The sequence below is a fragment of the Actinoplanes teichomyceticus ATCC 31121 genome (assembly GCF_003711105.1).
GTDB classification, from domain to species: Bacteria; Actinomycetota; Actinomycetes; order Mycobacteriales; family Micromonosporaceae; genus Actinoplanes; species Actinoplanes teichomyceticus.
On sequence record NZ_CP023865.1, the window covers coordinates 443368 to 467500 of the forward strand.

At 72.9% G+C, this 24133-nt stretch carries 18 protein-coding genes (1 of these 18 cut by a window edge); 10 read left to right on the forward strand and 8 right to left on the reverse strand.

All coding sequences use genetic code 11. The features are described 5' to 3' along the window. Positions 1-35: 35 nt before the first annotated feature. Positions 36-2294, reverse strand: a complete 2259-nt coding sequence (locus ACTEI_RS02045; protein ID WP_239082549.1) for a putative bifunctional diguanylate cyclase/phosphodiesterase — start codon at positions 2292-2294, stop codon at positions 36-38. Between the two features lie 723 nt (positions 2295-3017). Between ACTEI_RS02045 and ACTEI_RS38855 the strand changes: the two genes are divergently transcribed. Further along, on the forward strand, positions 3018-4823 hold the full coding sequence (locus ACTEI_RS38855; RefSeq protein WP_262384794.1) for an APC family permease: 1806 nt from the start codon (positions 3018-3020) through the stop codon (positions 4821-4823). A 651-nt stretch (positions 4824-5474) separates the two neighbouring features. After that, positions 5475-6515, forward strand: coding sequence for a lysylphosphatidylglycerol synthase transmembrane domain-containing protein (locus ACTEI_RS02055; RefSeq protein WP_122976082.1), 1041 nt, complete (start codon positions 5475-5477; stop codon positions 6513-6515). 1 nt (position 6516) lies between these two features. On the opposite strand, the gene ACTEI_RS02060 is transcribed toward ACTEI_RS02055, so the two are convergent. The 4 genes from ACTEI_RS02060 to ACTEI_RS02080 form a co-directional block, all read right to left on the reverse strand. After that, on the reverse strand, positions 6517-7188 hold the full coding sequence (locus ACTEI_RS02060; protein ID WP_239082551.1) for a tetratricopeptide repeat protein: 672 nt from the start codon (positions 7186-7188) through the stop codon (positions 6517-6519). A 558-nt stretch (positions 7189-7746) separates the two neighbouring features. Then, positions 7747-8772 carry a tetratricopeptide repeat protein gene (locus tag ACTEI_RS02070; protein ID WP_122976083.1) on the reverse strand — a complete coding sequence of 342 codons (1026 nt, stop codon included), beginning with the start codon at positions 8770-8772 and terminating at the stop codon, positions 7747-7749. A gap of 113 nt (positions 8773-8885) precedes the next feature. Next, positions 8886-9473 carry a TMEM165/GDT1 family protein gene (locus tag ACTEI_RS02075; RefSeq protein ID WP_122976084.1) on the reverse strand — a complete coding sequence of 196 codons (588 nt, stop codon included), beginning with the start codon at positions 9471-9473 and terminating at the stop codon, positions 8886-8888. Between the two features lie 242 nt (positions 9474-9715). Then, positions 9716-11308, reverse strand: a complete 1593-nt coding sequence (locus tag ACTEI_RS02080; protein WP_122976085.1) for an alpha/beta hydrolase — start codon at positions 11306-11308, stop codon at positions 9716-9718. A 320-nt stretch (positions 11309-11628) separates the two neighbouring features. Between ACTEI_RS02080 and ACTEI_RS02085 the strand changes: the two genes are divergently transcribed. Together ACTEI_RS02085 and ACTEI_RS02090 are read left to right on the forward strand one after the other, a co-directional pair. Continuing rightward, complete coding sequence (locus ACTEI_RS02085; protein ID WP_239082552.1) at positions 11629-11841, forward strand: hypothetical protein; 213 nt, start codon at positions 11629-11631, stop codon at positions 11839-11841. 26 nt (positions 11842-11867) lie between these two features. Beyond that, entirely contained in the window at positions 11868-12752 is an 885-nt protein-coding gene (locus ACTEI_RS02090; RefSeq protein ID WP_239082553.1) for a LamG-like jellyroll fold domain-containing protein, read from the forward strand. On the opposite strand, the gene ACTEI_RS02095 is transcribed toward ACTEI_RS02090, so the two are convergent. Next, positions 12749-13987, reverse strand: coding sequence for a glycoside hydrolase family 18 protein (locus ACTEI_RS02095; RefSeq protein ID WP_122976086.1), 1239 nt, complete (start codon positions 13985-13987; stop codon positions 12749-12751). The two genes, ACTEI_RS02090 and ACTEI_RS02095, sit on opposite strands and share 4 nt — an antisense overlap. A gap of 105 nt (positions 13988-14092) precedes the next feature. Here ACTEI_RS02095 and ACTEI_RS02100 point away from each other — a divergent pair, with 105 nt between their 5' ends. After that, the gene (locus ACTEI_RS02100) at positions 14093-16156 is read left to right on the forward strand and encodes an alkaline phosphatase family protein (protein ID WP_122976087.1); all 2064 of its coding nucleotides are present in this window, start codon (positions 14093-14095) and stop codon (positions 16154-16156) included. A 37-nt stretch (positions 16157-16193) separates the two neighbouring features. On the opposite strand, the gene ACTEI_RS02105 is transcribed toward ACTEI_RS02100, so the two are convergent. After that, the gene (locus ACTEI_RS02105; protein ID WP_122976088.1) at positions 16194-16862 is read right to left on the reverse strand and encodes a DedA family protein; all 669 of its coding nucleotides are present in this window, start codon (positions 16860-16862) and stop codon (positions 16194-16196) included. Between the two features lie 110 nt (positions 16863-16972). Between ACTEI_RS02105 and ACTEI_RS02110 the strand changes: the two genes are divergently transcribed. Then, the gene (locus ACTEI_RS02110) at positions 16973-18187 is read left to right on the forward strand and encodes an MFS transporter (protein WP_122976089.1); all 1215 of its coding nucleotides are present in this window, start codon (positions 16973-16975) and stop codon (positions 18185-18187) included. Here ACTEI_RS02110 and ACTEI_RS02115 read toward each other — a convergent pair. Then, the gene (locus ACTEI_RS02115) at positions 18184-18987 is read right to left on the reverse strand and encodes an RNA polymerase sigma factor SigF (RefSeq protein ID WP_122981873.1); all 804 of its coding nucleotides are present in this window, start codon (positions 18985-18987) and stop codon (positions 18184-18186) included. The two genes, ACTEI_RS02110 and ACTEI_RS02115, sit on opposite strands and share 4 nt — an antisense overlap. Before the next feature lie 448 nt (positions 18988-19435). On the opposite strand from ACTEI_RS02115, the gene ACTEI_RS02120 reads away from it, so the two are divergent. From ACTEI_RS02120 to ACTEI_RS02135, 4 genes are all read left to right on the forward strand, one after another. Further along, the gene (locus tag ACTEI_RS02120; RefSeq protein ID WP_203723880.1) at positions 19436-21091 is read left to right on the forward strand and encodes a glycosyltransferase family 2 protein; all 1656 of its coding nucleotides are present in this window, start codon (positions 19436-19438) and stop codon (positions 21089-21091) included. 108 nt (positions 21092-21199) lie between these two features. Beyond that, a complete protein-coding gene (locus ACTEI_RS02125) occupies positions 21200-22207 on the forward strand; it encodes a glycoside hydrolase family 26 protein (RefSeq protein WP_145830801.1) in 1008 nt (335 codons plus the stop codon). Further along, the gene (locus tag ACTEI_RS02130; RefSeq protein ID WP_122976092.1) at positions 22204-23775 is read left to right on the forward strand and encodes a glycosyltransferase family 39 protein; all 1572 of its coding nucleotides are present in this window, start codon (positions 22204-22206) and stop codon (positions 23773-23775) included. The genes ACTEI_RS02125 and ACTEI_RS02130 overlap by 4 nt, the downstream gene beginning before the upstream one ends. 289 nt (positions 23776-24064) lie before the next feature. Next, positions 24065-24133, forward strand: the beginning of a protein-coding gene (locus ACTEI_RS02135) for an ATP-binding protein (RefSeq protein ID WP_122976093.1). It continues 315 nt past the right edge of the window; the window shows 69 of its 384 coding nt (coding positions 1-69); it begins with the start codon at positions 24065-24067; its stop codon lies off the right edge, out of view.

Here is a 24133-nt window from a genome sequence, read left to right on the forward strand (position 1 = left end):
CCACAGGAGAATTCGGTCGATCCGGTCACTCCGCGTCACTCCTGGGAGGGTGGTGACGGATCCGCGAACAGCAGGTTGTCCATTGCGACGCTGGTCAGAGGCTCCGCGAAGTAGTATCCCTGCCCCAGCTCGCAGTTGCCGTCGGTGAGCTCACTGAGCTGGCCGGCGTCCTCGATCCCCTCGGCGACGGTGGACAGCTGCAGCGCCTGGCCGAGCTGGATGATCCCCAGGGTCAGGGCGGCCGCGGCCGGCAGGTCCCCGATGTCGTCGACGAACGACTTGTCGATCTTGATGATGTCCACCGGGAAGTTCCGCAGGTACGCCAGCGACGAGTACCCGGTGCCGAAGTCGTCGATCGCCAGCCGGACCCCGAGCGCCTTGATCTCCTCCAGCCGGCGCAGCGTCTCCGGCCGGTGGTCCACCAGCAGCGACTCGGTCAGCTCGATGATCAGACACTCGGCCGGCAGCCCGCTGTCCGCCAGCGCCGACCCGACCAGCCGGGGCAGATCGGCGCGCTCCAGCTGGACCGCGGAGAGGTTCACGCTCACCGTGAGGGGCGCCTGCCCGGCGCGCCGGCTGTTCCACCGGGCCGCCTGCCGGCACGCCTCACGCAGCACCCACTCGCCGATCGGCACGATCAGCCCGGTCTCCTCGGCGAGCGGGATGAACTCCATCGGCGGGATCATCCCCCGGTCCGGATGCTGCCAGCGGACCAGCGCCTCCAGGCCGGAGATCTCTTCGGTACGCAGCCGCACGATCGGCTGGAACCGCAGCTCGAACTCGTGCCGCAGCACCGCCCGGCGCAGGTCGGCCTCCATCTGCAGGTGCTTCTGGAACGACTCCCGCATGGCCGGCTCGAAGACCGCGAACTGGTCCTTGCCCAGCTTCTTCGCCTCGAACATCGCCAGGTCGGCGCGGACCAGCAGGTCCTCCGGCTCGACATCGCCGGCCTCGGCGTACGCCACCCCGACGCTGCAGCTCGCGTAGATCTCCCGCCCGTCCAGGTCGAACGGGTCGCGCAGCGCCTGCACGATGCGCCGGGCCACCGGCACCGCCGCGTCCACGCCGGAGATCTCCGGGAGCAGCACGGCGAACTCGTCCCCGCCCAGCCGGGCCGCGGTGTCCCCGGTGCGCAGGCACTCCCGCAGCCGCTCGGCCACCGCCGCCAGCAGCCGGTCACCGACCGCGTGTCCCAGCGAGTCGTTCACCACCTTGAACCGGTCCAGGTCGACCAGCAGCGCGGCCACCCCGCCGGTCCGGGCGGTGGCGAACGCGTTCTCCAGCCGGGTGGTGAACAGCGAGCGGTTGGCCAGCCCGGTCAGCGAGTCGTGGAACGCGTGGTTCATCTCGCGCAGCGTGCGGGCATCGGTGATGGCCAGGCTGACGTGCTCGGCGAAGGCCTGCAGGATCTCCCGCGACGCCTGGTCCCATTCCCGGATCTCCCGGTAGCAGCCGACGAACAGGGCGCCGACCACGGCGCCGTCCTCGTGGACCGGCACCGCCATCACACTCTTCAGCTTCGCCCGGACGATCTCCGGCACCGCGATCGGTGAGCTCGCGTAGTCGTCGACCGCGACCAGCTCGTCGCCCATGATCGCGAGCCCGGCGGCGCCCAGCGCGGCCACCGGCACCGCCTGCATCCGCAGCACGGCCTCCTCGGGCACGCCCCGGCTGGCGAAGAGGCTGGTCCGGCTGGGGTCGTCCACGTCCAGCACGGTCAGCCCGGACATCTGCACGTCCAGCAGCTCGGCGGCGCTCGCGGTGATCTGGTCGAGGATCCGGCGCAGCGGTTCCCGGCGGGCGATCGCCCGCTGCACCGAGCTCAGCTCGTCGAAGAGCCGCTGCCGCCGCTGCAGGGAGCTGATCAGCCGGTCGTTCTCGGCGGCGTGCCGGCGTTCGGCCTCGATCAGGTACAGCGCCTGCAGGCTCAGTTCGAGCACGCGGGCCATCCCGCGGAGCAGGCACACCTCCTCGACGCTGAACCCGGCCTCCCGGCCCAGCACCAGCACCCCCGGTCGCAGGCCGCCGAGGTGCGCCAGGGCGACCGCGTAGCGGCGGCCGTCGGCCTCGAAGGTGGCGCGCAGACCGGCGGCGATCTCGGCCAGGGTGCGGGCCGGGATCCGTTCGGCCGGCAGGCCGACCGCGGCGACCACACCCCCGTCGACCATCAGCACCGCGAGGTCGGCGCCGAGCGCGCGGACCGCACACTCGACGGCGGCGTGTTGCGCTGCGGCCTCATCGGGCCGGTCGGCGACGACGGCGAGGAACTCCGTCAGTTGCTGGGTGGCGAGCACGTGGTTGCAGTCGGCGCGAGAGCAACCCAGTTGAGGAATTGCAACCGGCCCCGTTGATTGCACCGGCCCCGTTGCAGCCCGCCCGTCACGGCCCGCACCGGGCGCCGCCCCGGCCGCCGCGCCGCTGGCCGCTGCGGGAGTGCCGCCCTCGCGCCGCTGCCCGCCCGCCCTCGCCCTGCTGCCGGCCCGTCCCGGTCCCCTGCCGTCCGTCCTCGTCCCGTTGCTCGCCCGTCCTCGCCGTGCTGCTCGCCCGTCCTCGCCCTGCTGCCGGCCCGTCCCGGTCCCCTGCCGTCGGTCCTCGTCCCGTTGCTCGCCCGTCCTCGCCGTGCTGCTTGCCCGTCCTCGCCGTGCTGCTTGCCCGTCCTCGCCGTGCTGCTCGCCCGTCCTCGTCTCCCCGCTCGCTCGTCCTCGCCGTGCTGCTCGCCCGTCCTCGTCTCCCCGCCCGCCCGTCCTCGTCCCGCTGCCCGCCGCGCCGTCCGGCCCGCCGCTGTGCCGCCCCGCCGGGAGTGCTGCAGCCCCCGGTGCCCGACGCGCGCTGCGGCGCGCTGCGCCCGGCGGGCAGCCGTAGCGTGGCATCGGCGGGTCCGCGCCGGATCGAGGCTCATGCCCGATCCGTTCCTTCGACGGCCGGTCGCCGCCCGGTTGTGCCAATCTGCTCACTAGTGGTCATTGTGTCGTCACTTGTGGTTGTCAAAGTCGGTCCGGTAGACCTGAATGGAGTCCGTGGCCAGCCCTGACGAACCCGTGCACCCGGCGCCCGCCGGGCTCGCCGGGGCCCGTGTCGGCGCCGGCTTCGCCGCCTTCTTCGGTGCCTCCGCGACCGCCCCGATCGCCACGATGGTCACGGTGACCCCGCCGGTCCTGGCCACCGGCGCCGGCCCGCTGGCCGCCCTGTCCATCCTCGCCGTCACGGTCCTGCTGTTGCTCTTCAGCACCCCGTATGCCGCGATGATCCGCCGCCACCCCGGCGCCGGCGCGGCGTACCCGCAGATCGCCCGCGGCCTGGGCCGCCCCGCCGCGCTGATCGCCGCGTGGCTGGCCCTGGCCGGCTACCACGCGATCCAGTTCGGTCTCTACGCCATGCTCGGCCAGGCCGCCGCGCCGCTGCTGGACAACTGGTTCGCGGTGAGCGCGCCCTGGTGGGCGGTGGCTGCCGGCTGCTGGGCCCTGGTGGCGTGCTGCGGCACGCTGCGCGTGGAGTTCGCCGCCGGGGTGATCGCCCTGCTGAGCGTCGCCCAGGCCGCCGTGCTGACCGGTCTGGCCGCGGCCAACGTGCTGCGTCCGGCCGGCGACCGGATCGAGATCGGCTCCGTCCTGCCGACCGATCCGGCCCGGGTCGACCGTCCGCTGCTCGGCCTGCTGCTCGTTGTCGCGGTGCTGGCCTTCGTCGGCATCGAGACCGCCGGGGCGTACGCGGAGGAGTCCCACGACCCGCGCCGCACCACCGGCCGGGCCGCCCGGGTGGCGACGCTGCTCGTCGCGCTGCTGCTGGCCGGCGTCACCTGGAGCGTGGTCGTCGCGGCCGGCCCGCGCGAGGTGGCCGGTCGGGCCGCCGCCCGAGGACCGGAGCTGCTGTTCGCGCTGGCCGACGAGCGGCTCGCCCCGTGGGCCGTCACCCTGAGCCGGTTGACGCTGCTGACCGGCCTGCTCGCCGCGATCCTCGCACTGCACCACGCGATCACCCGCCAGCTGTATGCGCTCGGCCGTGAACGGGTCCTGCCCGGCGTACTGGGGCAGGTATCGCACCACACCGGCGCCCCCCGCGCCGCCTCACTGACCCAATCGCTGATCGTGGGCGCCGCGCTGACCGGCGCCCATCTGGCCGGCGCCGAGGCCTCGGCCCGCACCGCGCGCCGTCTCGTCGTCGGCGGCGGGCTCGCCGTCCTGGTGTTGTTGCTGCTCACCGCACTCGGCGCGCTCCTGCACCTGAATCGTGCCCCGGGCCGGGAGAACCTCTGGACGCGGTTCCTCACGCCCGTCGTGTCCACCGTGTTCCTGGGCCTGCTGCTCCACATCGCCGGCCGACACCTCCCGTCCCTGCTCGGGGTCCGCTCCGGATCCATCTGGGTGACCGTGGTGCTGGGCGGCCTGGCGGCCTGCCTGGTCACCGGGCTCGCGCACGCCCTCGTGCTGCGCACGATGCACCCGGTCCGCTACGCCGGCATCGGCCTGGGCGGCGTCGCGCTGGTCGTCACCCCGCAGCCCGACCCGGACGAGTCGGCCGCGGTGACCCCGGACAGCCCGGCCGACCCCTGGTCGTGGAGCACGTCGACCGGTTCCCGCACGGCCGGTCCCGCCTCGCCCCGCCCTTCCGCCCCCGACCCGGTGCCCGGGCCGCCTCCCGACCCGGTGCCCGGGCCGCCTCCCGACCCGGTGCCCGGGCGGCCCCCCGGCTCGGCGGCCGATGCGCCCGCCTCGGAGGCAACCAGGCCGGCCGGCGACCCCTCGGGAACACCCGCCAAGCTGCCCCGGCAGCGCACGCCCGGCGCGCACCGGCCCGAACGGGTCCGCCGCGAGGTCAACGGCTGACCCCGGCCGCCGCCTGCCTACAGGTAACGCATCGCATCCTCCTCGCCCGCGAAATGGAACGCCCGGACTCTGCCACCCCGGGCGGAATCCGGCCGCGCAGCCTGTGGACAGCGGCGCAGTGTGGAAAACCCAACGAGGAACGGATGGGCAGGCACCATCACCAAGGCCGGTCACGGTCCGCCGCGGCTTCCCGGCGCCGCTCACCCGCTCGGGGTGTGGGGAGCGGCTGGGAAGCCGGCAGCGACGGAGGACAACGGGAGGAGAAGACGGCAGCCGGCAGGGAAGCGGTGGCAGCGAGCGCAACCGGCAGGGAGGTAATAGCGGCAGGCAGGCGGTGGCGGAAGACGGCAGGAAGTGAGGGCAGCAGAACGGGAGGTGAGCACCGCCAGGCGGCGAGTCCAGCGCGGGAAGCAGCAGAGGGAGCGGGTGACAGCGTGGTGAGCAGGTGGGCAGCGTCCGGAAGTGACGGAGCGAAGGAGTGGCACGGGCGGCCGGAAATACCGGCGCCGACGCGAAACGGCCGAAGGCGGCCCCGGTCCGCCGGTCACCACCCGCTCCGCGCCATACGCAACACCCCGGCCCGGAGCAGCGCCGCGATTGATCCCGTTGAAGCGAGGAAAGTTCCCGGGCGAGGTGGCACGATCGACGGTGATGACCGCGACCGGCACTCCGGCGGCGGCCACGTCGGCGACCGGCCGGCCACGACGGTTCGGCCGGGGGTCGCTGCTGGCCGTCGTGATGGTCGCTGTCCTGGGCACGGAGCTGGTCATCGGCTGGCCCGCGCTGACCGAGGCGTTCGCCCAGCTGCGCGCGCCGCAGTGGGGCTGGGTCGGCGGGGCGCTGGCCGCGGAGATCGTCTCGATGGGGACGTATGCGCGGATGCAGCGGGCGCTGCTGCGTGGCGCGGGCACCAAGGTCAGCGTACGGCGGCATGTGGCGATGGCCTACGCGGCGCACTCGCTGAGCGTGACCCTGCCCGGCGGGCCGGTGTTCTCCACCAGCTTCAACTTCCGGCAGATGCGGCGGTACGGCGTCTCCCCCGCGGAGGCCTCCTGGTGCATCGCGCTGAGCGGGGTGCTCTCCACGGGCGCGCTGATCCTGGTCGGCTCGGTCGGCGGGCTCCTGGCCCGCAACACCGGCAGCTGGCGCACCCTGGTCGGGTACGCGGTCGCGGCGGTCGCGGTGACCGCGGCGGTCCGGCTGCTCGCCAGCCACCCGTTGTGGCTGGACCGTCCGGTGCGGGCGCTGCTGGGCGGGGTGAACCGGGTGCGCCGTCGGCCGCCGGAGCACGGCGCGGACCGGCTGTTCGGCTTCGTCACTCAGTTGCAGGCGATCCGGGTGCATCCGGTGCACTTCCTCGTGGCGGCGCTGCTGGCCTGCGCGAACTGGCTGTTCGACGCGTTGTGCCTGTGGATGTGCTGCATCGCGGTGGGCGCGGACCGGATCACGCCGGTGCACCTGCTGATCGCGTACTGCGCGGGGATGGCTGCGGCGAGCGTGCCGGTGGTTCCCGGCGGCCTCGGCATCGTCGACGCCGCGCTGGTGCTGGGCCTGGTGGCCGGTGGCCTGACCAGCGCCAACGCGGTCGCCGCGGTGGTTCTCTACCGTCTGATCAGTTTCGGTTTCATCATCGGCGCCGGCTGGCTGGTGTGGCTCCTGCTGCGCCACCGGGCCAAGCGCGCCCGTCCCTAGCTCAGGTGCGCTCCTCCGGCCGCACCGGGACGTTCCCCGATCGGCGTCCGAACAGCTTCCAGCCCCGCTTCTTCTTCTCCACGGCCGGGGGCGCGGCGCCGTTGAGGACGTCGAGCCGCTGCCGGGCGACCGGATTGCCCGGTTCCAGCCGTAGCGACGTGGTCAGCGCCTGCCGCGCCTGGTCGACGTGCCCGAGCGCGGCCAGCGCCACCCCGTGGGTGAAGTAGTAGTGTGCCTCGTTCGGGTCCAGCCCGATGGCGGTGCGTGCGGCCTGCTCGGCGTCGGCAAGCTGCCGGTCGGCGGCCAGCAGCGCCCAGGCCACCCGGTCGTGCCAGAGCGGGTTCTTCGGCTCGACGATGACCGCCCGGTACGCCATCGACATCGCCTCGTCGTGTTTGCCCTGCAGGGTGAGCGCCCGGCTGGCGATGGCGAGCGGCCGCGGGTCGTCGGGCGCCAGTTCGGTGGCTTTCTGCGCGGCGGCCAGCGCCGGGTCGACCTGGTCGAGGGCGAGCCGGACCCGGGCCATCAGGATCCAGCCGGCCGCCGCGTCCGGATGCCCGGCGAGCACCGGTTCGAGCATCGCGGCGGCCTCGGCCGGCTGCATGTTCTCGAAGAGGGCGGCGGCCCGGGCGATGGCCATGTCGGTCGGATCGGCGAAGGCCCGCTCGGCCACATCCGGAAACGCCCCCGCTCCGAGCGGCGCCGCGCCGGGCAACGCTCCCGCGCCGGGCAGCGGCGCCGCGCCGGGCAATGCTCCCGCGCCGGGCAATGCTCCCGCGCCGGGCAATGCTCCCGCGCCGGGCAATGCTCCCGCGCCGGGCAATGCTCCCGCGCCGGGCAATGCTCCCGCGCCGGGCAATGCTCCCGCGCCGGGCAATGCTCCCGCGCCGGGCAATGCTCCCGCGCCGGGCAACGCTCCCGCTCCCGGCAATGCTCCCGCGCCGGGCACCGGCGCGGGCAGCGCCCCGGCGCCGGGAGCCGGCGCCGGGGCGGCTGCCCGGCCGGCCCCGGGCAGCCCGGGAACACTGGCGGGCGGGGGCACGGCAGCGCCGGCGGAGGCGGCACCGGGATCGGCGGTTCGGGCCAGGTCGGTCATCGGGCCGCTCCGGGTAGCCAGGGGACGGGGCTCACAGGCCCTACTTCGGCAGCCCAGTGCGGATTCTTAGGACACCGCGCGCGAAAGGGCCGCCGATCGGCCGGCGCGGAGGCCCCGGGGCCGCACCGGGTGCCGTCAACGCGGAACCATCGAGGTGAGCAGGCGGACCGCCAGGCCGGCCAGGCTGGCCACGCCGAGCAGGCTCGGCAGCCAGCCGGCGGGCGCCACCGTCGCGGTGAGCAGGAGGGCGAGGGTCAGGACCGCCGCGATGCCGGCGGCCCGCTGCCGGATCAGCACCACCCTGAGGTACGACCGCAGCACCCCGTCGACGCGCGCCAGGAAGTATCCGGCGTATCCGGCCGGAGCCAGCGCGGCCACCGCGGCCAGCAGCCGGGCCCACCCGGTCGAGTCACTCGCCGTGCGCCAGCCCAGATAGGCGAAGACCACCATGATGATCGCGGCGTAGACCAGGAACTGCCGCAACGCCGCGTCCAGCAGGTGCCGGCTGGCGTCCTGCCGGGGATCCGCCCGCAGCGCGGCGACCAGCCCGCTCATGCCGCGGGCCAGCCGGCTCAACGCGAACGGGTTGCGCTGCACCACGTCGAACGCGGCCAGCTCGTGCCGGGCGATGGCGTGCTCCGGCTGCAACCGCAGCGCGTCCCGCAGGGCGTTCCGGGCCCGCTCCGGCCGGTGCAGCTGCTTCATCACCATGGCGTACGTGATCCGGAAATCCGCCTCGTCGGGGTCCAGCCGGATCGCCTCGCGGGCCGCGTGTTCCGCCTCCACAGGCCGTCTGCCCTGCTCCAGCAGGGCCCAGGCGAGCCGGTTGTGCCGGTACGGGTTGTCCGCCTGCCGGGCCACCGCGGCCTGCGCCGTGGTGATCGCCTCGTCGTGCCGCCCGAGCGCGGTCAGTGCCCGGCTGAGCGCGGTGAGCGCCTCCGCCGACCCGGGCGCCTGCCGCACCGCCCGGGTGGCCACCTCGTACGCGAGGTCCGGCTTCTCCAGCGCCAGCTGTGCGTGTGTCATCAGCACCAGCGCGGTCACGTGGTCGGGTTCGGCGGCGAGCACCGGGCCGAGCAGATCGGCGGCCGCGCCCGGCTCGCCGCGCTGCAGTTGCAGCCGGGCCAGTGCCACCGGCTGCCCGGTGCCCGGCCCGGTCATGCCGCGCCGCCCGGCCCGCGTCCGGCGGACCGCTCGTGACCGGGTGGCAGACCCACCCGGTCGGGTTCCGCGCGGTACCGCTGCACGGCGCGCCTCCCTGTCGCACGGCCGGATCAGGACAGGCCGATCACGCCCTCGACGATCAGCCAGATGCCGAAGATAGCGAACAGCGCCGCGGCGCCCCACTTGATGATGTGCTCCGGAAGGTGCCGGCCGAGCATCCGGCCGACCAGGATGGCCAGCGCGTCGGCGGCGACCATGCCGACGGTGGAGCCGATCCAGGTGCCGAACCAGCCGTGCTGGGTGGCCAGCGTGATGGTCGCCAGCATGGTCTTGTCGCCCAGTTCGGCCAGGAAGAACGCGCCGCCGACGGCGAGGATCGCGGAGCCGGTGGAGCGTTCCGCCTTGGTCTTCTCGTCCTCGGTGAGGGTGTCGCCGCGCAGGGTCCAGGCGCCGAAGGCGAGGAACGCGAGACCGGCGACCAGCGAGATCCAGTCAGTGGGGATGGCGCTGCCCAGGCCGTACCCGATGCCGACCGAGACGAGGTGGACCAGCGCGGTGGCGGCGGTGATGCCGATCAGTACCGGAAGCGGCCGGAAACGGGTGGCGAACGTCATCGCCATGAGTTGCGATTTGTCACCGAGCTCGGCGACGAAGATGACCGCGAAGCTGACCGCCAGCGCGGTGATGAATCCTTCCACAGAAGTCTCCCGGTTCAGCACGACCGGGTTTCGGGCGCGGAACGACCTCGACCCGGCCGTTGGTTGGAACAGCCTGGTCGAAGGTCTCGCTCGCCTTGAGTGAAAGGCCGCGCGGCCGGACGCCGGTGACGGCGTCAGTATGTCGACCGCGACATTGGGAGCTACTCCCCTTCGCGCGCCGAGCATAGCCGACCTGGTCGCGGGCCCGGTGGCGACCTGTGTCACCCCGGGCCCGCGCCCGGTCACCGGCCGGTGATCAGCCGTTGCAGGCGCAGCCGGTCGAGCGGCTCGGCGGAGCGGGTCAGGCCGGGCTGGCCGGGCTCCGGCGGGGAGATCGGCTTGCACTGCTTGTCGGAGCGGTCGGCGGCGACGCGCTTCGGCAGCGCGCCGGTGGCCAGGTAGTCCGCGATCGTCTCGTCGACGCAGGGGTTGCCGAACAGCGAGCCGGCGTGCGTGGTGCCGTTCACGCCCTCGACCAGCGCGGCGCGCGGGAAGAGGCGCCGGACCAGCAGGGTTCCGCTGTACGGCGTGGCCGCGTCGAGCGTCTCGCTGATCAACAGGATCGGCGGGGCCTTGGCGCCGTTCACCTCGACGGGCGCTTTCGCCGGGGCGGCCCAGTGCCGGCAGGGCGCGTTGTACCAGGCGTTGCCCCACGTCTCGAACGGCGCCTTGCGGTAGACCCGCCAGTTGTCCTCCGCCCAGGTCTCCCACTTCGCCGGCCAGGGCGCGTCGGTGCACTGCACGGCCAGGTAGACGGCGTAGTTGTTGTCGCTGCCCGGGGTCTGCGGGTTGTTGTCGTCGTAGAGCTTCTTCAGCCCGGCCGGGTCCTTCTTGGTGATCCAGTCGGAGAACGCCTGCCCGACCTGTTGCCAGCCGAAGACGTAGTAGCCGGGCTGCAGGAAGATGTCGGTCAGCTCGGCCGGTCCGATCACCCCGCCGGCGGGTTTGCCGGCCAGCTCGTCGAGCTGCTGGTAGTAGAGCCGCTCCACCGCCTTGCCGGTGGCGCCCAGGTGGAACGTGGCGTCGTGGTCCGCCAGCCAGCGGAAGTAGATCTTGATGTTCCGGTCGAACGCGATGTCCTGGTCGAGGTTCGACCGGTACCAGACCCGCCGCGGGTTGACGTTGCCGTCCAGCACCATCCGGCGGACCCGCTCGGGGAACCGGGTGGCGTAGACCTGGCCGAGGTACGTCCCGTAGGAGAACCCGTAGAAGCTGATCTTCTCCTGACCCAGGGCCTGCCGGATGCTGTCGATGTCACGGACCGAGTCCTCGGTGCGCATGTGGCGCAGCAGCGCCCCGCCGGCCCGGGCGCAGTCCTCGGCGTACTTCTTGGTCCGGGCGTGCCAGGCCTTCTCCAGCTCCGGGGTGACCGGCACGTATGCCGGGCGGTTGTACCCGGTGTAGTCGCTGTCGCAGGTCAGCTTCGGCTGGCTGGCCCCGACCCCGCGCGGGTCGAACCCGATCCAGTCGTAGGCGTTGCCGGCCTGCTTAGGCACGTGCGAGCCGAGCGTGGCCATGACGCGCCCGGCCCCGCCCGGCCCGCCCGGGTTGACCAGGATGGCGCCCTGGTACCGGTCGTCCGGGGTGCTGTGCCGGACCCGGGCGAGCGCCAGTTCGATCTTGGTGCCGTCCGGGTTCGCGTAGTCCATCGGTACGGTCACGGTGCCGCACTCCGCGCCCTGTGCCTTGAGCGACATCTCGGTGCAGGGCCGCCATGCGACCGGCGCCGGCACGTAACGCGGCGTGTCGCGTGGTGGAGCGGCCTGCGCCGAGGTGACCGCGGTACCCACCGCACCCAGCGCGACCACGGTCGCAGCCGCCCAGATTCTCTTCATCGCACGCCCCTTGATGTCCGTTTCGCACCATATGCTGAGCGTTTCCGGGGTGGATGCCACCCGTCCACGCCGAGACGGACACGAAAGGGTGGGTCGACCGCGGGCGCGCAGCCACTCCGGCGCGGCCCGATCCGGCCGGCGGCGGTGTCCACCCGACGCGCGGCCCGCGATGGCGGCGACCGGCGGTCGGCCCCTGCCACCATGCCTGGCATGGGCGGGTTCTGGCTCCATCCGCGGTTGGGGGCGGCAACCCGGGACGGCCGGGCGCCGCGGCGAACTTCACCTGCGCGCCGCCGCCGAGCTGTTCGCAGCAGGAGCTGATGCGGCGCGCGGTGACCGAGGTGCGGACCATGTTCGAGGTGATCCGGGAGGCGATGGCGCTGCCGGACCTGCCGCCGGATCCGGAGCCGGCCCCGCCGCCGGCCGGCGCGCACGACATCGCGGTGACCGAGAAGGCGCTGCCGGCGGTGTCCCGCGACCCGGAGCCGCAGGGCTACCTGACCCTGACGCAGGTCCAGCACTTCTTCGGGTAATTCGCACTATAAGGGATAATGTGGACATGCAATCGGGTCTGTCCGCTCTCCTGATGGCCACCCTCGGTGTCGTGGCGCCACCGGCACAGCCGGGCCTCGCAGCCGTGCCGGGACGGCCGGCCGTGGAGCCGGCGCCGGGACGGCCGGCCGTGGGGCCGGCGCCGGCACGGCCGACCGTGGAGCCGGCGCGGTGGCCCGCGGGATCCGTGGCGGCGGCGCTCGCCGTCGAGGTGATGCCGGCACGGCCGGCCGACGCCGGGCGGCCCGACGAGCCGCCCCCCGTCACGATCGTCCGGTACACCTTCAACGGCCGGGCCGGCAGCATCCTCAACGAGTCCGGCCTGGGGCACGCGCTGCGGATCATCTCCGGCCACGGCGGCCGGGTCCGCCCGGTGGTGCACGGCCCGGGCACCGCGCTGGCCTTCCCGCCGCACTGCGACGCGGCCGTCTGCCCGCACGTGGCGTTGCAGGCCCCGAACAGCGCCGACCTGAACCCGGGCACCCGCAACCTGGCGTACGGCGCCGAGGTGCTGCTGTCCCCTCGCTCGACCAGCAAGGGACAGAACGTGGTGCAGAAGGGCTACTCCAAGACCAGCAGCCAGTACAAACTGCAGATCGACGGCGCAGCCGGTCAGCCCAGTTGCGTGCTGGTGGACCGGCGGCGGCCGGGCATCCGGATCGTCCGCAGCTCGGTGTCCGCCGCCGACAGCCGCTGGCACAGTGTCCGGTGCGAGCGGGTGGGCGTCCGCTTCGAGATCTACGTCGACGACGTGGTGCGCGGCCGGACCCGGGTGCCGGCCGGCCTCTCGGTGGCCAACAACCGGCCGCTGAGCATCGGCGGCAAGGGCGCGTTCCAGGACAACGACCAGTTCAACGGCGTCCTGGACAACGTGTGGGTGCGGATCGGCTAGGGGCCCGACCGGCGCTCGGCCGGCGCCGCGGAGGGCGGATCCGGCTCGGCCAGCGCGGCGAGCAGCGCGCCGTCCGGGGTGTCGCCGGACAGCTCCCAGGCGAAGGCGCCGCCCAGGGCGCGGCTGCGGGCGTAGGCGACCTTGCCGCGGATGGTGGCCGGGGTGTCGTACGACCACCACTGCGCCCCGCACCGCGCGTACGCCGTGCCGGCCACCGTCCCGGTCGGCGGGCACCGTCCGGCCAGGATCCGGTAGTCCTCCATGCCCCTGCCGTACCGTCCCGGGGCCGGCCCGGTGGCCGTGGCGCCCGGCCCGGCGCCGCCCACCCCGGTCCAGCCCCGGCCGTAGAACCCGACCCCGAACAGCACCTTCGCCGCCGGCACGCCCTGGCGCAGCAACTCGGACACGGTGGCCTCGGTGGTGGCCCCGGTGCGCGGGATGCCCGGGTAACCGGTCAGCGGCGAGTGCGGGGCGGTGCGCGTGTCGGCCGGGCCGGCGCCGAAGTAGTCGTAGGTCATCGCGCCGAGCCAGTTCGCCTGCGCCGCCGCCGCGGCGTAGTCGGTGGCCCGCAGCTTGCGTACGTCGCCAGGCACCGCCGCGGTGATCGTCGCGCCGGCGCCGAGGGCGGCGCGCAGCGCGCCCAGCAGCCGGGCCAGCGCGCCCGGCCCGCTGGTGTCGCAGGCCAGCCCGCAGGCGTTCGGGTACTCCCAGTCCACGTCGATGCCGTCGAACACCCCGGCCCACCGCGGATCCCTCAGCAGGGCGCGGCACGACGCGGCGAAGCCGGCCGGGTCGCGGGCCGCCTCGGCGAACCCGGACGAGAGGGTCCAGCCCCCGAACGACCAGAGGATCCGCAGATCGGGGTACGCCGCCTTGAGCTTGCGGAGCTGGCCGAAGTTGCCGCGCAGCGGGTCGGACGGCCGGTCGGCCACGCCGTCCACACTGTCCGCCGCGGTCACCGGTCGCCGGTACGCCGCCCACGCGTCCCCGACCCCGCAGCGCCCCCCGCCGACCTTGCCGAACGCGTACAGCACATGGGTGAGCCGGCCGGCCGCCCGGCTGGTCACCAGCTTCTTCACCGGGAACCCGCGCCCGTAGACCCCCCACTCGGTGAAATACCCGGCCACCACCCGCGGCGGGCCCGGCACGGGCTCCGGTGGCATCGGCCGGGACGGCCCCCGGCAGGCCGCCAAGATCAGGATGAGTGGGACGAAGAACGCCGATCGGACGCGCATCGGCTCGAAGGTAGCCGCCGGAGCGGGTGACCGGCTCGCCGTTCCCCCGATCGGGTGCGGCTATGCGGACGCGCGACCCGTGACCGGTTGTGCAATCGTCGAGCCGTGGCCCTAAGCCCCGAAATCCGCGCCCTGTTCGGCTGGCGCAGAGTGCTGGGCCGGGTCCGGGCGGTGCTGCGCAGCGCGGTCACCACGTTCGTCGTGGTGACCGTGACACTGTGGCTGATGCCCGGCGTGGCCGGCACCGACATCGTGGACACCTTGGGCCTGGTGGTGCTGGTCGCGGCGGTCGGCGCGGTGCTACGGCCGCTGCTGCTGCTCGGCATCACCGCGCTCGGCGGCTGGGGCGCGATGCTGTTCGGCGTGGTCACCCAGGTCGCGGTGATGGTGGTGGCGTTGCGGCTGGACCCGGCCAACCGGATCCGCGGGCTGCCCACCCTGCTCACCGCCGCCATCCTGGCGGTGATCTTCGCCGCGCTGCTGGACTGGATGGCGGACGCCGGCAGCGACGACACGTTCGTCCGCGAGGCCCGGCGCCTGATGCGCGGGGTGCGCCGCCGGGCGGCCAGGCGGGCCGGCGGACCGCTGTTCACCCTGCGCCGGCCGCGCCCGGGCACCGAGCCGGGCCTGCTGGTGATCCAGCTCGACGGGGTGGCCGAACCGGTGCTGCGCTGGGCGGTCCGGGCCGGCAACCTGCCGATCCTCGGGCACTGGTTGCGCAGCGGCAGCCACACCGTGCGCCGCTGGCACACCGGTCTGCCGTCGACCACCCCGGCGTCGCAGGCCGGCATCCTGCACGGCGCGTCCCGGCAGATCCCGGCGTTCCGCTGGTTCGAGAAGGAGACCGGCAAGGTGATGGTGGCCAACCGGCCACGGGACGCCGCGGTGATCGAGCGCCGGCTCAGCGACGGCCGCGGCCTGCTGCGAGACGGCGGGGTGAGCATCGGCAACGCGTTCGGCGGCGACGCGGTCACCAACCTGCTGACGGTCAGTCACGCGGCCCTGCCGGGCCGGTCGGCGCGCGGCTGGGCGGCGTTCATGGCGTCCCCGTACGGCTTCACCCGCGCCCTCGTCCTCGGCGTCGCCGAGGTCTTCACCGAGCTGCACCAGGCCCGCCTGCAACGCCGGCGCAACCTGCGGCCCCGGGTCAGCCGCTCCGGGGCGTTCCTGGCCCTGCGCCCGGCCTCGATGCTGCTGCGGGACGTGAACATCTCGCTGATCGCCGAACAGATGGCCCGCGGCGTCCCGGCGATCTTCTGTGACCTGGTCGACTACGACGAGGTGGCGCACCACGCCGGCCCGGCCCGCCCGGAGTCGATGCGCCAGCTGGAGAGCCTGGACCGGATGCTCGGCGTGCTGGAGCGGCTGTCGGAGGAGGCGGCCCGGCGCTACCACCTCGTGGTGCTCTCCGACCACGGGCAGAGCCAGGGCAGCACGTTCCGCCAGCGGCACGGCGAGACCCTGGACGAGGTGGTCGAGCGGCTCACCGCCCCGGACACCGCCGCGGCTCCCCGCGAACTGGCGGAGGAGCAGGGCAAACGTGATCCGGATGCGGAGCCGCCGACGGCGCCGCTGCTGGTCCTGTCGTCCGGGAACCTGTCGCTGGTCTATCTGACCCGCTTCCCGTACCGGGTGCGGCGCGCGCAGATCGAGGAGACCTATCCGCGGCTGATCGCCGGGCTGGCCGCCCACCCGGGCATCGGGCTGGTGGTGGTCGCGGACGAGGACGGGCCGGTCGCGTACGGGCCGGGCGGCGGCGTCCACCGGCTCCGCGACGGCGTGGTCAGCGGCCCGGACCCGCTCCTTGCGTACGGACCGCGGGCCCGCGCCGACCTGCTGCGTCACCAGGAGGCCGCGCACGTCGGAGACCTCGTGGTGATCAGCTCGGTGGATCCGGAGACCGCGGAGGTCGCCGCGTTCGAGGAACTGGTCGGCTCGCACGGGGGCCTGGGCGGCTGGCAGACCGACGCGATGCTGGTGCACCCGGCGGCCTGGACCGTGACCGGCGACCTGGACGGGCCGGACGCGGTGCACCGCCAGTTGGCCGAGTGGCTGGTGATGCTCGGCCTGCGCGAGCCGGCCCGGCCCGCGCTGACCACCGGTGACCGGCTCCACCCCGGGGATCTGGACCGCGACCGGTCGGCGCGGCTGTCGCCGAGCCGGGACTAGCCACGGACCGGCCCCGGCGTACCGTGGGGCCGGACGGTCAGACCGGGTTCTCCTCGATGGAGGCGGCGGCCGCGGCGCGGGCCCGGCGTCGCCGGATGTGCCGGACGTGGAGTGTCACGTACGTCCCGATGGCGGCCACGACGAGCCCGATCGCGAGCCACTTGTACCGGTGCGCGTGTTCCATGATCGTCACGAGGTTCGCCCCGAGCAGGTACGACACCGTGGTCCACCAGCCCACCCAGATCGCCGCGCCGATCGCGTTGTAGAGCAGGAACGTCTTCCACGGCATCCGGGTGATCCCGGCGATCACGCCGTTGAGCTGCCGCAGCCCGTCGATGAACCGGGCCACCACGATGATCCGGTTGCCGCGCCGGGCGAAGAACTGCTCGGCCTTCGCCAGGCGTTCCGGGGTGACGAAGATGTACCGGCCGAAGCGGTGCACCGCCCGGCGCCCGCCGCGCAGGCCGATCCAGTACCCGATGTTGTCGCCGATCACCGCGGCGACGAACGAGATCAGCGCGACCAGGTAGATGTTCATCCGGCCGTAGCCGGCGTAGATCGACGCGGCCACCATGATCGTCTGGCCCGGGGCGGGCACCCCGAAACTCTCCACGCCGATCACACCGGCGATGGCCAGGTAACCCCAGCGATCCAGGATCGGGGCGACGCTGTGCAGGAACCCGGGGAGCTCGGCTGAAGGTGGCATCGGCTACACGGTAGCCGCCGAATGGTCCGACGACCGCATGGACCTGTTCCGCAACCGTGGTCAGACCTTTTCGGGTAGCGATCCGTGCACGTTCGGTCGAGAGTGATCGGATGATCGACGTTCGTGAGGTCGCAACCACCCGTCCGGGACCGGCGTTGGCCGCGCTCTCGGTCGGCACCTTCGCCATCGGGATGACCGAATTCGTCATCACCGGTCTGCTTCCGGACATCGCCGGTGACCTGTATGTCAGCATCCCCACCGCGGGCCTGCTGATCTCCGGGTACGCGCTCAGCGTGGTGATCGGCGGGCCCCTGGTGACCGCCTTGCTGAGCACCCGGGCGCGCAAACCGGCGCTGGTCGGGCTGCTGGCCTTCTTCGTGATCGGCAACGCGATGTCCGCGGTCGCCTCGGGGTACCCGCTGATGATGGCCGGCCGGGTGGTCGCCGCCCTGTGTCACGGGGCGTTCATCGGGTTCGCCACGGTGGTGGCCGGGGACCTGCTGCCGGACCGACGCAGCCGGGCGATCGGCGCGATGCTGGCCGGCCTCACCCTGTCGACCGTGGCCGGGGTCCCGCTGGGCACCCTGCTCGGCCAGCAGCTCGGCTGGCGCGCGACGTTCTGGACGATGGCCGGGCTGGGCCTGCTCGCCGCGCTGGCCACCGCCCTGTTCGTGCCGCACAGCCGGCCGGCCGGGCACCGGGCCGGGCATCTCGGGGCCTTCCGCCACGCGCAGTTGTGGCTGGCCCTGGCGATGACCGCGTGCGCGTTCGGCGCGGTGTACGCTCCGTTCACCTACGTGGCGCCGCTGATGACCGAGGTCGCCGGGTACTCCGAGGGCGCGCTGCCGTGGCTGCTCGCGCTGTTCGGCACCGGTCTGGTGCTGGGCAATGTGATCGGCGCGCGGGCCGCGGACCGGCGGTTGATGGGCACCATCGTGGGCGCCTCGGTGGCGATGCTCGCGGTGCTGCTGATCTTCCCGGTGACCGCCCGGTCGCCGCTGGCCGCCGCGGTGACGCTCTTCGTGCTCGGGGTCGTCGCCTACGCCACGGTGCCCGGGCTGACCAACCGGGTGCTGGTCGCCGCCGGGCCGGACGGGCAGAACCTGCTGGCCTCGTCGGCGGCGGTGTCGGCGTTCAACCTGGGCAACGCGGCCGGGGCATACCTCGGCGGCCGGGCCATCGCGGCCGGCTGGGGCTACCGGTCCACCCCGCTGGTCGGCGCCGCGATGGAGGTCGCCGCGCTGGTGCTGGCGGTGATCCTGGTGCTGCTCGCACGACGGCCCCGGCCGGTCCGGACCGGGGCCGCATCGGCGGTGGGGGACTAGATGGTCTCGCTGGCCAGCTGGTTGCGCAGCTTGGTCAGGGCCTTGGTGAGCAGGCGGGAGACGTGCATCTGGGAGATGCCGATCTGGTCGGCGATCTGGGACTGGGTGAGGTTGCCGTAGAAGCGCAGGGTGAGGATGCGCTGCTCGCGTTCGTCGAGGGTGGCGAGGGCGGGGCCGAGGGCGACGCGGGTCTCGGCGAGTTCGTATTCGTGGTCCTCGCCGCCGAGGGTGTCGGCGAGCTCGGTGCTGCCGTCGGCGCTGATCGGGGTGGAGAGGCTGGTGGCGTTGTAGGCGCGGGCGCCTTCCAGGCCTTCGAGGACCTCTTCCTCGGTGATGCCGAGGTGGGTGGCGATGTCCGCGACCGTGGGCGAGCGGCCGAGGTTGTGGGTGAGGGTGCTGTTGGCCTCGGTGATGGCCAGGCGCAGCTCCTGCAGCCGGCGCGGGACGCGGACCGACCAGGTGCGGTCGCGGAAGTGGCGCTTGATCTCGCCGATGATGGTCGGGATGGCGTAGCCGGCGAAGTCGACGCCGCGTTCGGGGTCGAACTTGTCGACCGCCTTGATCAGGCCGACGGTGGCGGTCTGCACCAGGTCGTCGGTGGGCTCGCCGCGGCCGGAGTAGCGGTTGGCCAGGTGGCGTGCCAGCGGCAGCCAGGCCTCGATCGCGCGGTCCCGCAGCGCGGCCCGGGACGGGTGCCCGGCCGGCATCGCGGCCATCGCGTTCAGCAGCTCCGCCGCGCTGTCGACGGGGCTTTCGGCGCTGGCTGCCGTCGACGGCGCGACGGTCGTCGAAGTCTCCATGACGGTCATGCGATGGTCCTCCCTGGCACCTTTCCGAGAGAGCCGGTCCACTGTGCAGCGGACCCGGTCCGGTCGGGCGTCCTTACCCACGGATGGCGCCGTCCAATCACGTCGTCATCCGCGCATGCTTGTCCGTTCGGTTGTCGCCCACCTTAACCGGTCGTCCAGCAAAAGACTAGCCGAAAGTATGAGTGACACTCGGTCGTGCAGGTGGCACGCGGTGGGGGATCGCCCGTTTGCCGTAGTTGACAAGCGTTCGCCCGGGCGGTGCCGATAACGGTCACGGGCAGCCCGAGAGTCTGATCACATCTGCAGGTTGAGGGCGCTTCAAGCCTCGCCCGATCGGTTGACACCGATGTCTTCGCTCGGGAACGATGCAGGTCCATCAGCGGCGGCGTAGACATCGGACTGTCCGCAGCGGACCGTCACGCGAACTCGGGGGAGTGCGGTGCAGCGGACGGAGACCGTCCATCAGAAGCAGGCGGCACCATTCGAGACGGCTGTCATGGGCGTGCCGGACTCCTTCCGGATCCCGCGTGCGCCCGGCTCCGGCGACGACAAGTCCCGGCGCCCGATCTACGCGCCGGTGCCGCTGCCGCCCACCGACCGGGAGAAGTACCTCTACGCCAAGCGGCGGCTCGCGCCGCTGACCCTGGTCTCCCTGGTCAGCTTCACCGGCCTGCTGGTCAGCCAGGTCGCCTTCGTGCGCACCGCGCCCTGGCTGCTGGCGATCCTGCCGCTGATGGCGTTCACCGTGCTGTACTACCTGATCTCCCTGGCGGTCAACGCGTTCACCCGCGGGTTCGACCTCCAGGACCATCTGGCGCTGATCAAGCGGTGGCAGCCGGAGCGCTACCCGTCGGTCGACGTGTTCCTCCCGGTCTGCGGCGAGGCGCCGTACGTACTGCAGAACACCTGGGAGTCGGTTCGCCAGATGGCGAAGTTCTACCCCGGCCCGGTGGACGTGTACGTGCTGGACGACTCCTCCGAGCCGATCATGGAGCGGATGGCGTTGCGGTTCGGCTTCATCTACCAGCGCCGCCCGAACCGGGGCTGGTTCAAGAAGGCCGGCAACATGCGGTACGCGTTCGAGCGCTCGCTCAGCGACTACATCCTGGTGCTGGACGCCGACTTCGCCCCGCGCGTCGACATGCTGCACGAGATGATCCCGTACATGGAGCGCGAGCCGGATCTCGGCATCGTGCAGTCCCCGCAGTTCTTCCGGGTGCACAGGGGCCAGGGCTGGCTGGAGCGCGGCGCCGGAGCGGTGCAGGAGCTCTTCTACCGCTCGGTGCAGGTCTCCCGGAACAACCACGAGGCCGCGATCTGCGTGGGCAGCTGCGCGCTCTACCGGCGTGAGGCGCTGGCCGAGATCGGCGGCAACACCCTGATCGACCACTCCGAGGACGTGCACACCGGCTTCGACCTGCGGACCGCCGGTTGGCGACTGCGGTACATCCCGGTCGCGCTTGCCGCGGGTGTCTGCCCGGCCGACGTGAACTCGTTCTTCACCCAGCAGTACCGCTGGTGCGCCGGCTCGATGAGCCTGCTGGGCTCCAAGAAGTTCTGGAAGCAGAAGTTGAGCCTGCGCGGCCGGCTGAGCTACATCTCCGGCTTCTGCTACTACCTGCACACCGGCATCTTCACGCTCGTCGTGCCGATCGTCCCGCTGCTGATGCTGACGGTCTTCCCGCAGCAGGTCGGCATCGAGAACTACCTGCTCATCGTGCCGAGCATCCTGTACAACTTCGTCTTCTTCCCACTCTGGCACCGGTCCCGGTACGGGTTCAGCGCCTGGACGGTGAAGATGATCTACGGCTGGTCCCACCTGTTCGCCGTCGTCGACATCCTCCGCGGCCGCCGGATGGGCTGGCAGCCGACCGGCGGCACGAAGAAGAAGAGCAAGACCCGCCGGCTGTGGATCGCGATGTGGGCGTTCACCTTCGGCACCGGTGTGCTCTGGGCCGGCGGCGCGGCCTTCCGGATGGTGACCGAGGACGCGCTGACCTTCACCCCGCTGTTCCTGACCGGCATGTTCTACCTGGCCGTGGCGGGCCAGGCGTTGCTCGTCGACCCGGACCGCGACCGAGCCGATGTGCTCTGAACCGGTGGTGCGTGACGACCTGCCGGCAGCGGCTCACCGCGACCTGCCGGCAGCGGCTCACCGCGACCTGCCCGCAGCGGCTCACCGCGACCTGCCCGAGGTGGTGAAGTGAGAACCCGACACCTGTTGATCATGGCCGTCATCGTCACGCTCGCGGTCGTGGAGTTCGCCGTCTTCAAGGGCATCTCCCTGACCGAGGGGCGCCTGCCGGCCTCCGCCGGCGGCGGGATCGTGGCCGGCGCGGCGCCCTCCGCGACGGTCGCGCCGCCGTTCGACGTCACCCCGCTGATCAAGCCGAAGAAGAAGTACTTCGGCGTCGCCCTGCCCGGCGACCCCACCGGCCCGGCCGCGGTCGCCAGGTTCGCCGACACCGTGGACAAGGCGCCGAACGTCCTGACCGTCTACGCCGCCTTCGGCGACGGCTTCGCCGCCTCCGAGGTGCGCGAGGCGTACCAGCAGAACGCGATGGTGATCGTCCGCTGGGAGCCGTTCGACGCGAAGCTCAAGGACATCGCCGCCGGCAGACAGGACCGGTACGTCACCGACTTCGCCAAGGCGATCCGCACCCTGAACCTGCCGATCGGGCTGACCTTCGCGCACGAGATGAACGGCAGCTGGTACCCGTGGGGCAACTCGAAGGCCACCCCGGCCGACTTCGTGGCCGCCTGGCGGCACATCCACGGCATCTTCCAGCAGGTCGGCGCCACCAACGTGATCTGGACCTGGACGCCGAACGTGATCAACCCGGTGCCGCGGGTCAAGCTCAAACCGTTCTACCCCGGCGACGCCTACGTCGACTGGCTGGGCATGGACGGCTACTACACGTCGAAGGGCGCGCACACCTACTCGACGCTGTTCGGCCCGACCAAGAAGGCGATACGGGCGTTCTCCAAGAAGCCGTTCATCATCGTCGAGACCGGCGTGGCGCCCGGACCGCAGCGGCCGGCCTGGATCGCCGACCTCGCCCGCGGCGTGCTAGCCGACCGGGACACCATCGGCTTCATCTACTTCAACCAGAACGGCTCGGCGAAGTGGCGCATCGAGGGTGACCGGGCGGCGCAGTCCGCCATGCGCAAGGGCGTCGCCTCCTCGAAGATCGGATTCACGGTGCAATGACGGCCACCACCAACGGCACCGCGACTGCCCTCCCTTCCGCCCCGGCGCCGGACGCCACCACGCCGGCCACCCGCGGCCGGCCGCCCACGGCCGCACCGCGGCCCTGGGCCGCGCTGCTGGCCCTCGTCCCGGCCGCCGCCGCGCTGGCGATCTGCCTGCGCGGCCTGGGCGAGCGCGAGATGTGGAACAACGAGTACGCCACCTGGCACGCCATCACCCTCTCCCTCGGCGACTTCGAGGAGCTGCTGCGGCGTACCGACCTGGTGCACGTCGTCTACTACATGGTCATGCGGGTCTGGATCGACCTGGTCGGCGACACCCCGTTCCAGCTGCGCATCCCGTCCGCGGTGGCGATGGCCGCCTGCGCCGGCCTGGTCACCCTGATCGCCCGGCGCCTGGTCGGCGTTCCGATCGGCCTGGCCGCCGGACTGCTCTTCGCCGTCATCCCGGCGGTCTCCCGTTACGGCCAGGAGACCCGCTCGTACGCCGCGGTGACCGTGGCCGGCGCCTTCGCGACGCTGATGCTGCTCCGCGCGCTGGAACGCCCCGCCGTGCCCCGGCTGGTCGCCTACGGCGTCTCGGTCGCGCTCATGGGCCTGGTGCACTTCGTCTCGCTCACCGTCCTGGCCGCGCACTTCGTCCTCTGGCTGTGCGCCACCCGTGGCGAGGACGACGTGGAGAGGCGCTGGCGGCTCGCCTTCGGCTGCGGCTTCGGGCTGCTCGGAGTGATCTGGCTGCCCGCCATCGCCTCCCACCAGTCCGCGTCCATCTCCTGGATCAAGGCGGACAAGGCGGCCATCCTCGCATTCCCGGCCGACATGTTCCTCTCCGCGCCGTTCGCCCTGGTCCTCGGTGTGCTCTCCGTGCTCGGCGCCGCCTACCTGTGGTTCGCGCCGAGCGTGCGCAACCGCCCGGTGGCCGGCATGCTGCTGGCCTGGGCGGTGGTGCCGCCGGTCTTCGTGCTCGTCACCTTCCCGGTCCTGCACATGTTCCTGCCCCGGTACGTGCTCGTGGTCCTGCCCGCCTGGGCCATCCTCGCCGCCACCGGCGCCTACCTGAGCGGCCGGCTGATCTGGCCGCACCTGGGCCCGGCCACCGCGGTCCTGACGGTCGCCGGGGTGGTGTGGGTCGGTCTGCCCGCGCACGCTCTGGTCCGGCAGAGCCCGGTCGACGGCCAGCCCGACTACCGCGCCGCCATCACCATGATCGACCAGCGGCAGCGGCCCGGCGACGGGGTGGTCTTCAACGACCCCTTCGGCCGGCTCTCCGACCTGGCCCGCGAGGCCTGGGACTACGAGATGCGGGACAAGCGGAAGCCCCGGGACGTCTTCCTCGACAAGACCGCGGCCGAGCGGGCGTCGTTCTCCGCCTCCGAATGCGCCGTGGCCAAATCCTGCCTCAAGAACGAACCCCGGCTCTGGGTGATCTACACCGGCTGGAGCGACGACCCGTTCGACGGTATGCCGGCCGATCGCGCCCAACTGCTCGAACTCAGGTACCAGACGAAGCAGACCGTCAGGTTCACCGACGTCGACCTGGTCCTGCTGGAACGCCGCAAGGTCCGCTAGGCCCGCCCGGCGCCGCCGGGACGACACCCCCTTCCCGGTACGCCCTACCGGCCCCGCCCGCAGGCCACCGGCCAAGCCCCGTGCTGATCCCGCGCGGCGCCCGCCCCGGCGCTCTCCGAGCGCCGGGGCCACGGGGAGTGTCCGGCCGTGAGGGACCGGTCGGGGCTCTCCGAGCGCGGGGGCCGCGGGAGTGTCCGGCCGTGAGCGACCGGCCGCACGCGCCGTTCGGTGCGCCACCGGGAACCGGTCGGACCAGTGCATTTCGCCGCAGGCTCAGCAAGATGGACCCATGGCCCCGGCGGTTCTGCTCCGGCAGTGGACCCTGCGCAGCGTCGACGAGCTGCGGGCCCTGCGCGCC